The 12,240-nt window shown below is 67.3% G+C and carries 9 protein-coding genes; 4 read left to right on the forward strand and 5 right to left on the reverse strand.

Going from position 1 to position 12,240, the window contains the following annotated elements; genetic code table 11:
• Positions 1-4 precede the first annotated feature (4 nt).
• The gene (locus ACFPOU_RS12920) at positions 5-832 is read right to left on the reverse strand and encodes a metallophosphoesterase (protein ID WP_379721779.1); all 828 of its coding nucleotides are present in this window, start codon (positions 830-832) and stop codon (positions 5-7) included.
• 196 nt (positions 833-1,028) lie between these two features.
• Between ACFPOU_RS12920 and ACFPOU_RS12925 the strand changes: the two genes are divergently transcribed.
• Both ACFPOU_RS12925 and fdhD read left to right on the forward strand, forming a co-directional pair.
• Complete coding sequence (locus ACFPOU_RS12925) at positions 1,029-3,326, forward strand: FdhF/YdeP family oxidoreductase (protein ID WP_379721782.1); 2,298 nt, start codon at positions 1,029-1,031, stop codon at positions 3,324-3,326.
• Complete coding sequence (fdhD, locus tag ACFPOU_RS12930; protein ID WP_379721785.1) at positions 3,323-4,177, forward strand: formate dehydrogenase accessory sulfurtransferase FdhD; 855 nt, start codon at positions 3,323-3,325, stop codon at positions 4,175-4,177. Before ACFPOU_RS12925 ends, fdhD begins: the two co-directional genes overlap by 4 nt.
• 15 nt (positions 4,178-4,192) lie before the next feature.
• Here fdhD and ACFPOU_RS12935 read toward each other — a convergent pair whose 3' ends face one another.
• The 4 genes from ACFPOU_RS12935 to ppsR form a co-directional block, all read right to left on the reverse strand.
• A complete protein-coding gene (locus ACFPOU_RS12935) occupies positions 4,193-6,202 on the reverse strand; it encodes a putative bifunctional diguanylate cyclase/phosphodiesterase (RefSeq protein WP_379721788.1) in 2,010 nt (669 codons plus the stop codon).
• Complete coding sequence (locus ACFPOU_RS12940) at positions 6,199-6,738, reverse strand: heme NO-binding domain-containing protein (protein WP_379721791.1); 540 nt, start codon at positions 6,736-6,738, stop codon at positions 6,199-6,201. The genes ACFPOU_RS12935 and ACFPOU_RS12940 overlap by 4 nt, the downstream gene beginning before the upstream one ends.
• Positions 6,739-6,900: 162 nt before the next feature.
• On the reverse strand, positions 6,901-7,923 hold the full coding sequence (locus tag ACFPOU_RS12945) for an HDOD domain-containing protein (protein WP_379721794.1): 1,023 nt from the start codon (positions 7,921-7,923) through the stop codon (positions 6,901-6,903).
• A 126-nt stretch (positions 7,924-8,049) separates the two neighbouring features.
• Positions 8,050-8,898, reverse strand: a complete 849-nt coding sequence (ppsR, locus tag ACFPOU_RS12950) for a posphoenolpyruvate synthetase regulatory kinase/phosphorylase PpsR (RefSeq protein WP_379721797.1) — start codon at positions 8,896-8,898, stop codon at positions 8,050-8,052.
• A gap of 231 nt (positions 8,899-9,129) precedes the next feature.
• Here ppsR and ppsA point away from each other — a divergent pair, with 231 nt between their 5' ends.
• Both ppsA and ACFPOU_RS12960 read left to right on the forward strand, forming a co-directional pair.
• Positions 9,130-11,577, forward strand: coding sequence for a phosphoenolpyruvate synthase (gene ppsA / locus ACFPOU_RS12955; protein ID WP_379721800.1), 2,448 nt, complete (start codon positions 9,130-9,132; stop codon positions 11,575-11,577).
• Positions 11,578-11,834: 257 nt separating this feature from the next.
• Positions 11,835-12,203 (forward strand): hypothetical protein, encoded by a 369-nt coding sequence (locus ACFPOU_RS12960; RefSeq protein ID WP_379721803.1) that lies wholly within the window; start codon positions 11,835-11,837, stop codon positions 12,201-12,203.
• Positions 12,204-12,240 lie beyond the last annotated feature (37 nt).

Consider the following 12,240-nt stretch of genomic DNA (forward strand, 5'->3'; position numbering starts at 1 on the left):
TTGCTTACAGAGTGATGACCAGATCCGGGCGAAAATGCGCCTGTTCGCCCTTGCCGAGGTAGCCGAGCGGGTTGGCGACGACGCGGCACGACCATGCGCGCCCGTCGTGCACGCCTGCCGCGGTGTAGTCGTTCAGGCAGTGCAGATGGCCGTGCATCCATACGTGGGCCAGCGGGAGCAGGGCCTCGAGCGCGTTGCAAAAGCCCGCGGTGCCGGGCGTGACGCCGTAGCGCGGATCGGCGCTTTGCAGGCTCGGGGCAAAGTGGGTGACGGCGACCGTGACGCCGTCGAAGGGCACGCTCAGGGCCGCGTGCAGCCACTGCTGGGAGTCGAGCGACATGCGGCGCCAGCCGTCGGCCAGCACCGGCTCGCCGCCGCGCACGGTGGTGTTCTTGCCGAGATAGTAGTTGGCGGCGCGCATTGCCTTGTCGCGCAACTGCAGCTGCTTCGTCAGATCGTGGCCTGCAGCCAGCGCGTCGAAATCGGCCCACAGGGTGCTGCCGATGAATCGCACGTGATCGATGACAACCGTCTCGCGTTCGAGCCAGACGATGCCCAGGCGCGCGCAGGTCGCTTGCAGGCGGGCATAGGTCTCGTCGAAATCGAGGCCGTCGAATTCATGGTTTCCCGGGATGAACAATACCTGCGCGCGGGTCGCGCCGAGCGCCGGGGCGAAGCGTTCCAGGCCGAAGTCGCTGCCGCACAGGCGCGAGCCGCTCTGGTAGGAGCCGATGTCGCCGGCCAGGACGATCACGTCGGCGTCCGGCGCCAGCACGGGCTGGAAGGCCGGATAGCGTTCGAGATGGAGGTCGGAAAATAGCTGTATGCGCATGGCCGCAGTATAGCGGCAGCGGCAGCGGCGGCGGCAGCGGCGGCGGCAGCGGCACGGCACGCAGGCCGGCGGCGCGCCTTGAACCGCCTGTGACCCGCCGCGCCGGCTCCTTCGCGGCGGTGCGTGCGCAAGCGCACGGAAAGCCACGGCGCCGGGCGCTACTGTGCAAGATCGAATGGCGGGGGATGACATGAGCATGGATGGCGACAATTTGCGTATCAAACCGGCGACGATGCCGGCCGGCGGCTGGGGTTCGGTGAGCGAGGTGGCCCACGTCCTGCTCGACCAGCGCGCGGCGCTGAAAGACAGCGGCCTGCTGCTCAAGCAGAACAAGCCCGACGGCTTCGCCTGCGTCAGCTGCGCCTGGGCCAAGCCGGCCAACCCGCACCCTTTCGAATTCTGCGAAAGCGGCGCCAAGGCCACTGCCTGGGAAACCACGAGCAAGGCGATCGGCGCGGACTTTTTCGACCGCTATACCGTGACCCAGCTGGAAGCCTGGAGCGACCACCAGCTGGAAGACCAGGGCCGCCTGACGACGCCGCTGCGCTGGGACGCCGCCAGCGACAAGTACCGCCCGGTCGAATGGGAGAGCGCGTTCGCCGAGATCGGCGCGGCCTTGCGCACGCTCGACCGCGAGCAGGTCGTGTTCTACAGCTCGGGGCGCGCCTCGCTCGAAACCTCCTACATGTATGGCCTGTTCGCCCGCATGTACGGCAACAACAACCTGCCCGACAGTTCGAACATGTGCCACGAGAGTACTTCCGTGGCGCTGCAAAAGACGATCGGCGACGGCGTCGGCACGGTGGTGCTGGACGACTTCGAGCAGACCGACTGCATCTTCTTCTTCGGCCAGAACGTCGGCGTGAACAGCCCGCGCATGCTGCACCAGCTGCAGGCGGCGCGCAAACGCGGCGTCCCCATCATCACCTTCAACCCCTTGCGCGAACGGGGCCTGGTGAGCTTCACCAATCCGCAGTCGCCCGGCGAAATGCTGACCGGGCATGAAACGGCGATCAGCACCCAATACCTGCAAGTCAAGCCGGGCGGCGACACGGCGGCCATCATGGGCCTGTGCAAGGCGATCTTGGCGCTCGACGACGCCGCCGTCGCCGGCGGCGCCGCGCGCGTGCTCGACACCGCTTTCCTTGCCGAGCACACGCACGGCTTCGACGACTTCGCCGCCGCGGTGCGTGCCTGTCCCTGGGCCGACATCGAGCGCGAAGCGGGGCTCAAGCGCGGCGCGCTCGAGAGCGCGGCGTACGTCTACGCCAACGCGAAGGCCGTGATGGCCGTCTACGGCATGGGCCTGACCCAGCACCGCAACGGCGTGCAGAACGTGACCATGGTCGTCAACCTGCTGCTGCTGGGCGGGCATATCGGCCGGCCGGGGGCGGGCGTGTGCCCGGTGCGCGGGCACTCGAACGTGCAGGGCCAGCGCACGGTCGGGATCACCGAAAAGCCCGAGCTGGCGCCGCTCGACAAGCTCAGGCAACAGTACGGGTTCGAGCCGCCGACAAAGACCGGCATGAACACGGTGGAAGCCTGCGAGGCCATCCTGGCGCGCAAGGTGCCGGCCTTCATTGCCCTCGGCGGGAACTTCCTGCGCGCCGTACCCGAGACCGTGCTGATGGAAGCGGCCTGGCGCGAGCTGCCGCTCACGGTCCAGATTGCGACCAAGCTCAACCGCAATCACGTCATCCACGGCAAGACCTCGTACCTTCTTCCCTGCCTAGGGCGGATCGAAGTCGACCGCCAGCTCGGCGGGGAGCAGTCGGTCACGGTCGAGGACAGCACCGCCTGCATCCACGGTTCGCGCGGCATGGCCGAGCCGGCATCGGCGCAGCTGCTGTCGGAACCGGCCATCGTCGCCGGCCTGGCGCGCGCCACCCTCGACCCGAACCCGCGCGTCGACTGGGACGGCTGGGTGGCCGACTACGGCAGCATCCGCGACGCCATCGGCGAGACCTACCCCGACATCTTCCACGACTTCAACGCGCGCATGTGGACGCCGGGCGGCTTTCGCAAGCCGGTCGGCGCAGCGAAGCGCGAATGGAAGACCGAGAGCGGCAAGGCCACCTTCACGGTGCCGGAAGGCTTGCCGGGCAATCCGGACCTGCAGGGCGGTCCGGCCACGATGCGCCTGTTCACGGTGCGCAGCGACGGCCAGTTCAATACCACCATCTACAGCTTCGACGACCGCTTCCGCGGCGTCTACGGCAGCCGCATGGTGATCTTCATGGGCCGCGCCGACATGGCCAGGCGCGCGCTGGCGCAGGGCGACCTGGTCACGCTGCGCGGCGCCGCCGGCGACGGCGTCGAGCGCGAGGTCGCGGGCCTGGCGGTGGTGCCTTACGATATTCCGGAAGGGACGATCGCCGGCTACTTCCCCGAATGTAATCCGCTGATCCCGCTCTGGCACCACGCGAAGGAGAGCAAGGTGCCGGCCGCGAAGGCGATCGACGTGCTGGTCGAGCGCATGGGAGGCGCCCGATGAACGCGGCCGAGCCCTTCCTGGGCGGCGCGCCCGAGGGAACGCGCCGCCTGCCGGCCAGCCGCTGCAGCGGCAGCCTGGTCGAGGAGGGCAGCGAACTGGTGGCCGACGAGGTGCCGGTGGCGCTCGTCTACAACGGCATCACCCATGCGGTGATGCTGGCTTCGCCGCTCGACCTGGAAGACTTCGCGCTCGGCTTCACGCTGGGCGAGCGCATCGTGCGCCAGCGGCGCGATGTCTACGATATCGACGTCGAACACACGCCGCGCGGGATCGCGATCGCGATCGAGATCGCTTCCGGGGCGCTGGCCCGCATGAAGGGCGCCCGTATCGCGCGCACCGGCAAGACCGGATGCGGCCTGTGCGGCGTGGAGAGCCTGGATTATTTCGAGCGGGAGGCCTGCCTGCCCGATCCGCGCGACGCGCGGACGGCGCCGGCGATGGCGCCGATCGCCCCTGCCGCGCTGCAGCGCGCGATGGCCGAACTGGCCGCGCGCCAGCAACTGCACCGGGCCACCGGGGCCGTGCACGCCGCCGGCTGGGCCGGGTTGGATGGAGGACTCCTGTGCGTGCGCGAAGACGTCGGGCGCCACAATGCGCTCGACAAGCTGGTCGGGGCGCTGGCGAAACAGGATCTGGCGGCCGACGCCGGTTTTGCCGTCGTCACCAGCCGGGCGAGCTTCGAGATGGTGCAAAAGGCGGCGCGTGCCGGTTTCGGCTTGCTGGCGGCGATTTCGGCGCCGACCGCGCTGGCGGTGCGGATGGCCGAGGGCGCCGGACTGACCCTCGCCGGGTTCGTGCGCGGCAATCGCCATGTGGTGTACAGCCACCCGCAACGCCTGGCCGCCGGGTAACCGGTCGATGCGCCGTCAGGCCGGTCGGGCGCGCTGCGCGCCTTGCTCGGCCAATGCCTCGGTGGCCGCCGCGCCATCGAGCGGGCGGAAGTAGAAATACCCCTGCACGAAGTCGCTGCCGATCTCGCGCAGGATGTCGAGTTCGGCCAGCGTCTCCACGCCTTCGGCCACCACGTCCAGGCCTAGCGTGCGCGCCAGCATGACCACGACCTCGGCGATCTGGCGCTTGTCGCCGTGGCTGTCCATGGCGCTGACGAAGGAACGGTCGATCTTGAGGGTGTCGATCGGCAGGCGGCGCAGGTGACTGAGCGACGAGTAGCCGGTGCCGAAGTCGTCCAGGGACAGGCGCACGCCGAGCGCCTGGAGTTCCTTGAACACGGCCAGCGCGTGTTCGGCATCGGCCATCACGGCGCTCTCGGTCAGTTCCAGCTTCAGGCTGCCGTGGGCGATGCCCGATTCGGCCAGCACGCGCGTTACCGTGTCCACCAGGTCGCCGCCGGCGAGCTGGACAGCGGAGATGTTGACGCTCATGCTCAAGGGCAGGTCGCGGCCCTGCTGCCAGACGCATAGCTGGCGGCAGGCCTCCTCCAGCACCCAGCCGCCGATCCGGACGATCAGTCCCACTTCCTCGGCCACCGGAATGAACTCGACCGGCGAAATCATGCCCAGCACCGGATGGCGCCAGCGCAGCAGGGCTTCGAAGCCGCGGATCACGCCGTCCTGGGGCGTGATGATCGGCTGGTATTGCAGGTAGAGCTGGCCGGCGTCGACCGCCAGGCGCAGCTCGGCTTCCAGCGTCAGGCGGCGCAGCGCGCCTTCCTGCATGGTCTGGTCGAACATCATCCAGCGCGCGCGCCCGTTCTGCTTGGCGTGGTACATGGCGATGTCGGCGTCGCGCAGCATGTCCTGCACGTCCAGGTAGCCACTCGAACTGAGGGCGATGCCGATGCTCGCGGTGACATAGACCTGCTGCTGGCCGATCGTGAACGGCGTGGCGAGGGCCTTGAGCAGGCGTTCGGCGACGCGGATCGGGGCGGCTGCGGTGTTGACGTTGTCGAGCAGGATCGTGAATTCGTCGCCGCCCAGGCGCGAGACGACATAGTCGCGTTCCAGGGCTTCGCGCGCCACCAGGTCGGTCTGGCGCAGGCAGGCGCTCAGGCGCTCGGCGGTGGCGACGATCACCTGGTCGCCCGCCTGGTGGCCGAGGCCGTCGTTGATGGCCTTGAAGCGGTCGAGGTCGACGAACAGGACCGCGAACTGGTAGTCGGGAATGCGCTGCGAGCGCACCATGAAATGCTCGAGGCGGTCCAGGAAGAGCTTGCGGTTGCCGAGCTGGGTCAGCGGATCGTGCAGCGCGTCGTGCACCAGGCGGTCCTGCGCGCGCCGGCGTTCGATCACGCGTCCGAGCTGGGTGCCGACCTGCGCCATCAGGTGCAGCATCGATTCGTCCGGCGTTTGCCGCTCGCGGCTGAAGAACTCGAGTACCGCCACCACCTCGTTGCCGATCACGACCGGGAAGGCGAACAGCGAGGCCAGGCCGAGCTGCACCAGCACGGGCAGGCGCGGGTACTCCTCGACGCTGGCGGTGTCGGCATTGGCCCAGACAGGCAGCGCGCTGCGCACCACGCGCCCGGGCAGGCCGATATCGCTGCCGAAGACGATCGTTTCGGACAGCGCGCGCAGGGCATCGAAGCGGCCTTCGCTCTCGTCGTGCCAGACCGGCGTGGAATCGAGCGTCGCGCCGTCGCCGCCGCGCACCAGCAGCAGGTGGCCGAGCGGCCAGCCGGTATAGCGGCAGACGGCTTCGAGCGCGCGGCGCATGGCGTCGTCGACCCCGGCCGCTTCATTGGCGGCGACCGCGATGTTTTCAAGCAGCTTGAGTTGCTGCTGGCGCTGGAACAGGTCGCGCAGGCCGCGCTCGGCGATGGCCTCGGCTTCCTGGCGCGCCGCCGTTTCCCGCCGCAGGCGCCGCTGCAGGCGCGCAATCTCCGGGTCGGGCGTCGCGGCGGCGTCGATCAAGCTCACGGGCGGAACTGGACGTGGAAGCTGCACTTGCCGGCGCCATGGTGCATGCACTGCGGCTGGGTAATCTCGGCCTGTTCGCCGAAGTGCGCGGCCGCGCCCTGCATGAAGCCTTCGGCCAGCGCGCACAGGCGGCGCGCCGAGTTGTAGCCGATGACGAGCTGGTCGCCGGTGCCGGTGTCGAAGTCGAACACCGGCGGGCTCGCGCCCGGGTACAGCTTGCGCACTTCCGGATGGATGATGCTGTTCAGGGTGAGGAGGAAACTGCGCGTGTCCGGATGGCTGGCGAAGAAGCCGGGATAGCGCTTGGCCAGCAGCGGCATGGCGCGCTGGCCGAACCAGCGCAGCACGTCCGGCTCGGGAATGTTCAGGGCCTGCGAGGCCACGCCGACCAGGCGCACGATTTCGGCATCGTCGTAGCTGCCGAGTGAAGTGTAGGCACCGTCGAGCCCGGCGTCGTCGAGCAGGCGGTCCCAGGTCGCGTCGCCGAACTCGGTGCTGACCGCTTCTTCCAGCAGATTGAATACGATGCCCTTCATACAATTTCTCTCAGATAATTTCTAGTAAATAATGGAATTTTAATTTTACACTTGCCATCGATTGTATCCGTACGACATGAAGTTGGCGGCGCTAAGAACGGGAATGCGGCAACATAAGACGGTATTGTTGCCTATTCGCAACATTGGTGCCGAAGTGGCGCCTCAGCTGTCTTCATCGTCCCGCAGCTTCTCGAAGACGGCCAGCGCCGGTTCGCCCAGCCCGCCGGTGACGAAGGCATCGCCGGCGTCGAGTTCGGCCGCGTCGACCAGCATGCGCAGCCTGGCCAGGCGGCCGCCCAGGGCCAGGGCCTGCGCCAGCGGCGCGGCGCCGCTCTGGCCGGCTGCGCCGATCGCCTCGCATACCGGGGGCGGAAAGTCCCACAGGGCAGCGATCCGCGTCGACAGGACGCGCGCCTGCGCGAACAGGCCGCCGACGAACTGGTCCGAATACGGCAGCGCTCCGTCCGGGCACAGCTGGTCGACCAGGCGAAAGGCAACCACCAGGCCGACGTTTTCCATCAGTCCCGCCAGGTAGGCATCGAAAGGATTTGCACGCAGGCCCGGCGCGAGCAGGCTGGCGGCCAGCGCGCTCTTTTCGGACTGGCGCCAGATCAGGGGCGCGGCGCGTTTGGCCAGGCGTCCGCCCTGCATGCTGACGATGGGGCGGAACGCCACGCGCGCCAGCAGCATGCGCATGCCGTTCTGGCCGAGCAGCATGATGGCGGCGGCCATGCTGTTGACCGGCGGGCCGGAATGATAGCGCGGCAGGTAGGCGGGGCGGTTCGCCTCGCGGTAGACCTCGGCCACGAGCACCATGTCGGCGCTGAGCAGGCGCGACAGTTCGGCGGCGTTCATGTCGTCCGCCTGCAGGCTGCGCATCAGCTGTGGAATGATCTCGGGCACGCGCGGCACCAGCGCGGCGCCGGCGACGGGCGACTGGGCCAGGCGCGCCAGTTCGTCGAGGATGCGCAGTTCGACCGGCGCGGGCGCGCGCGGCGGACGCGCCGCGGCGAGCCAGCGGAAATAAGCGGCGTCGATCTCGGCGCCGGTGGCGGGCGCCTGGTCGCCTGCTGATTCGACTCCATGCGCGACTCCATGCGCGACTCCGGCCTGGCGCACAGGCTCGCCGTCAGCCGCGGCCTTGTCCGATTGCTGCGCGCCTAACAGTTTGTCCAGCCAACCCATGCCATGCCGCCCGTCGAAGTGTCCACCGGGGCGATTCTACCCGAGGCGGATGCGGCGCGACAGCCCGCGGCCCGGTCGCGGCGCCCGCACGCGGGCGCCGCGCGCGCGATGCGCGCCCGGACCCGATCAGAATTCGCGCCGGTCCGGCTTGATCTCCTGCAGCACCGTGGTGGCGATCTCCTCGATCGACTTGGTGGTCGAGGACAGCCAGCGGATCCCCTCGCGCTTCATCATCATTTCCGCTTCCGCCACTTCGTAGCGGCAGTTCAGGATCGAGGCGTATTTGCTGCCGGCGCGGCGCTCCTCGCGGATCTGGGCCAGGCGCTCGGGCGCGATCGTCAGGCCGAACAGCTTGTGCTTGAACGGCGGCAGCGAGGAAGGCAGCTTGCCGCGCTCGAAGTCGTCGGGAATGAGCGGGTAGTTCGCGGCCTTGATCCCGTACTGCATGGCGAGGTACAGGCTGGTCGGCGTCTTGCCGGAGCGCGATACCCCCACCAGGATGACGTCCGCCTCGGCCAGGTTCTTGTGCGACTGGCCGTCGTCGTGCGCCAGCGAGAAGTTGATCGCCTCGATGCGGTTCTTGTATTCCTCGGAGTCGACCACGTTGTGGATGCGGCCGATGGTGTGCGTCGATTTCACGCCCAGTTCCATCTCGAGCGGCGCCACGAAGGTCTGGAACAGGTCCATGTGCATGCCGTGCGAGGCGCGGATCACGCCCGACAGGTCGTGCTTGACCAGGGTCGAGAACACGATCGGGCGCTGATTGTCGCTGGCATAGACCTCGTTGATGCGGCGCGCCGCGTCGCGCGCCTTGTCGAGCGTGTCGATGAAAGGGATGCGGATCTGGCGAAAGCGCATCTCGAACTGGCTCAGGACCGCGTGGCCGAAGGTCTCGGCGGTAATGCCGGTACCGTCGGAAACGAAGAACACCGTACGGGCAGGCGGGGGGAGCGGCGGGCGGCCTTCAACTGTCATGGTATTTTTTAACTGATGCTGTCAGGTTTGCAGTGTTGTGCGATGTGAATTCATGGCACACGGGGTAGAATGCTCGGCAACGGATTTTTTGCATTGTGCTGCACGGCGCCAAGAATAACAAGAATACACGCCCGCAGCCGCAAGGACCACGGCCCGTTTGCCGCGCCCTGGCCCGGCCCGACGGTGCTTCGAGGTCTGAACGGTTTCTATCATCAAGTAAGGTGTTTTATCATGACCAACCTGTCCAATGCAGTACTGAAGCAATCCGAACAAGGCGCCAGCGTCTATGTCGCCGCGTTCGAAACCCTGCGCATGACCGATGTCGAATCGGTCGGCGGCAAGAACGCCTCGCTCGGCGAAATGATCAGCCAGCTCGCCGAAGCCGGCGTGCGCGTGCCGACCGGTTTCGCCACCACGGCCCAGGCCTTCCGCGACTTCCTCGAGCATTCGGTCGACGGCGCCGGTGCTACCATTGCTTCGCTGGCAGAGCGTATCGCCACCCGCCTGGAAGGCCTCGACACCGACGACGTGCGTGCGCTCGCCGCCGCCGGCGCCGAAATCCGCCAGTGGATCATCGACACCCCCTTCCAGCCGCGCCTGGAAAACGAAATCCGCAGCTATTACGAGCGCTTGGTCGCCGACTCCACCGCCGAGATGTCGTTCGCGGTGCGCTCCTCGGCCACCGCCGAAGACTTGCCGGACGCCTCCTTCGCGGGCCAGCAGGAAACTTTCCTGAACGTGGTCGGCATCGACAACGTGCTCGAAGCGATGAAGCACGTCTTTGCCTCGCTCTACAACGACCGCGCCATTTCCTATCGCGTGCACAAGGGCTTCACCCACGCCGAAGTGGCGCTGTCGGCCGGCGTGCAGCGCATGGTGCGCTCGGACCTGGGCGCCGCCGGCGTCATGTTCACGATCGATACCGAATCGGGCTTCAAGGACGTCGTCTTCATCACCTCCAGCTATGGCCTGGGCGAGACGGTGGTGCAGGGCGCGGTCAATCCGGACGAATTCTATGTCCACAAGCCGATGCTCGAGCAGGGCAAGTCGCCCGTCATCCGCCGCAACATCGGCTCGAAACTGATCAAGATGGAATTCACCAGCGAGGCCAAGGCCGGCCGCTCCGTGAAGACCGTCGACGTGCCGATCGAGCAGCGCAACCGTTATTCGCTGACCGACGCCGAAGTCGTCGAGCTGGCAAAATATGCCGTCATCATCGAAAACCACTACGGCCGTCCGATGGACATCGAGTGGGGCAAGGATGGCCGCGACGGTAAGCTCTTCATCCTGCAGGCGCGTCCGGAAACCGTCAAATCCCAACAGAAGTCGACCGATGCCCAGCAGCGCTTCAGCCTGAAAGGCACCGGCACCGTCCTGACGCAGGGCCGCGCGATCGGCCAGAAGATCGGCGCCGGTCCGGTGCGCGTGATCACCGACCCGGCCGACATGGAACGCGTCCAGCCGGGCGACGTGCTGGTGGCCGACATGACCGACCCGAACTGGGAACCGGTGATGAAGCGCGCCTCGGCCATCGTCACCAACCGCGGCGGGCGTACCTGCCACGCGGCGATCATCGCGCGCGAGCTGGGCGTGCCGGCGGTGGTCGGCTGCGGCGACGCGACCGAGATCCTGAAGGACGGCACGTTTGTTACCGTTTCCTGCGCCGAAGGCGACGAAGGCAAGATCTACGACGGCCTGCTGGAAACCGAGATCACCGAAGTCTCGCGCGGCGAACTGCCGCCGATCAAGACCAAGATCATGCTCAATGTCGGCAACCCGCAGCTGGCCTTCGACTTTCAGTCGGTGCCGAACAACGGGGTCGGCCTGGCCCGTCTCGAATTCATCATCAACAACAACATCGGCGTGCACCCGAAGGCCATCCTCGAGTACCCGAACATCGACGCCGACCTGAAAAAGGCGGTCGAATCGGTCGCCCGCGGCCACGCCTCGCCGAAGGCCTTCTATGTCGACAAGCTGGCCGAAGGCGTGGCGACGATCGCCGCCGCCTTCTGGCCCAAGCCCGTCATCGTGCGCCTGTCGGACTTCAAGTCGAACGAGTACAAGAAGCTGATCGGCGGTTCGCGCTACGAGCCGGACGAGGAAAACCCGATGCTGGGCTTCCGCGGCGCCGCGCGCTACCTGGCCGAGGACTTCGCCGAAGCCTTCGAGATGGAATGCATCGCCATGAAGCGCGTGCGCGAAGAAATGGGCCTGACCAACGTCGAGCTGATGATTCCCTTCGTGCGCACCCTGGGCCAGGCCGAGAAAGTCATCGGCCTGCTGGCGAAATATGGCCTCAAGCGCGGCGAAAACGGCCTGCGCGTGATCATGATGTGCGAAGTGCCGTCGAACGCCATCCTGGCCGAGCGCTTCCTGGAATTCTTCGACGGCTTCTCGATCGGTTCGAACGACCTGACCCAGCTCACCCTGGGCCTGGACCGCGATTCCGGCATGCCGCTGCTGGCCGCCGACTTCGACGAGAGCGATCCGGCCGTGAAAGCCATGCTGAGCCTGGCGATCAAGGCCTGCCTGGCACAGGGCAAGTACATCGGCATCTGCGGCCAGGGTCCATCGGACAACCCGCTGTTTGCGCAGTGGCTGGTGGAGCAGGGCATCGAATCGATGTCGCTGAACCCGGATTCGGTGATCGAGACATGGCAGAAGCTGGCGTCGATGTGAGCTCGGCATCCAGATAAGGGCTCAGGTTCCCGCGGCGGCGACGCCGCGGCGCGCCGCGCGATCGAGAAACAGCCCTCGCTGGCGTCTGCCGGCGGGGGTTTTTTTCTGGAGCGCGCACGCGCCGCAAGTTATCCCCCGTTCTACAGTAATATCTCGAAGGCAACAAAAAACTTGACTCCGGATGGGAACAGGTTACACTTTTGCACACCTTCGTCACCCTGCGGCGGCGGGTTTGTTCACATCGACTGGAGAATCGCATGCGCCCTTGGTCATTCACGCTCGCCCTGGCGGGTTTGCTGCTGTCGAGTGCCGCGCCGGCCGCCGAGCCGTCCTTTTGCAGCTCCGTCTGCGACAGCGAGCGGCGCGCCTGCAAGGTCAACGTCCAGCAACTGGCGGCCGAAGACGGCGACGGCCTGGTCAAGCTGGCCGAGCGCCACCGTAACGCCATGACCCCGGCCAAGCTGCCGGCGCCGTCGGCGGCGGCGATCGCCGGCGAGCGCTCGAGCATCCAGGCGCGCCGGATCCAGCGTACCGCGGATTGCGACGTCACCTACGGGCGTTGCACGCGTACGTGCAAGGCCGCCGCGGCAGCCGCGCCGGCGCCCACCCCGCGCAAGAGCGGTTGATCGCCGCACGCGCCTGCGCGTGCCGGCTCGTTGCAAC

Origin of the sequence: Massilia jejuensis (assembly GCF_042656795.1) — a bacterium.
GTDB classification, from domain to species: Bacteria; Pseudomonadota; Gammaproteobacteria; order Burkholderiales; family Burkholderiaceae_D; genus Telluria; species Telluria jejuensis.

Coding starts and splice junctions, on each gene's coding strand:
- ACFPOU_RS12920 (WP_379721779.1), bottom strand. CDS start 832: ATGCGCATACAGCTATTTTCCGACCTCCATCTCGAACGCTATCCGGCC.
- ppsA (WP_379721800.1), top strand. CDS start 9,130: ATGACCAACCTGTCCAATGCAGTACTGAAGCAATCCGAACAAGGCGCC.
- ppsR (WP_379721797.1), bottom strand. CDS start 8,898: ATGACAGTTGAAGGCCGCCCGCCGCTCCCCCCGCCTGCCCGTACGGTG.
- ACFPOU_RS12925 (WP_379721782.1), top strand. CDS start 1,029: ATGGATGGCGACAATTTGCGTATCAAACCGGCGACGATGCCGGCCGGC.
- ACFPOU_RS12960 (WP_379721803.1), top strand. CDS start 11,835: ATGCGCCCTTGGTCATTCACGCTCGCCCTGGCGGGTTTGCTGCTGTCG.
- fdhD (WP_379721785.1), top strand. CDS start 3,323: ATGAACGCGGCCGAGCCCTTCCTGGGCGGCGCGCCCGAGGGAACGCGC.
- ACFPOU_RS12945 (WP_379721794.1), bottom strand. CDS start 7,923: ATGGGTTGGCTGGACAAACTGTTAGGCGCGCAGCAATCGGACAAGGCC.
- ACFPOU_RS12940 (WP_379721791.1), bottom strand. CDS start 6,738: ATGAAGGGCATCGTATTCAATCTGCTGGAAGAAGCGGTCAGCACCGAG.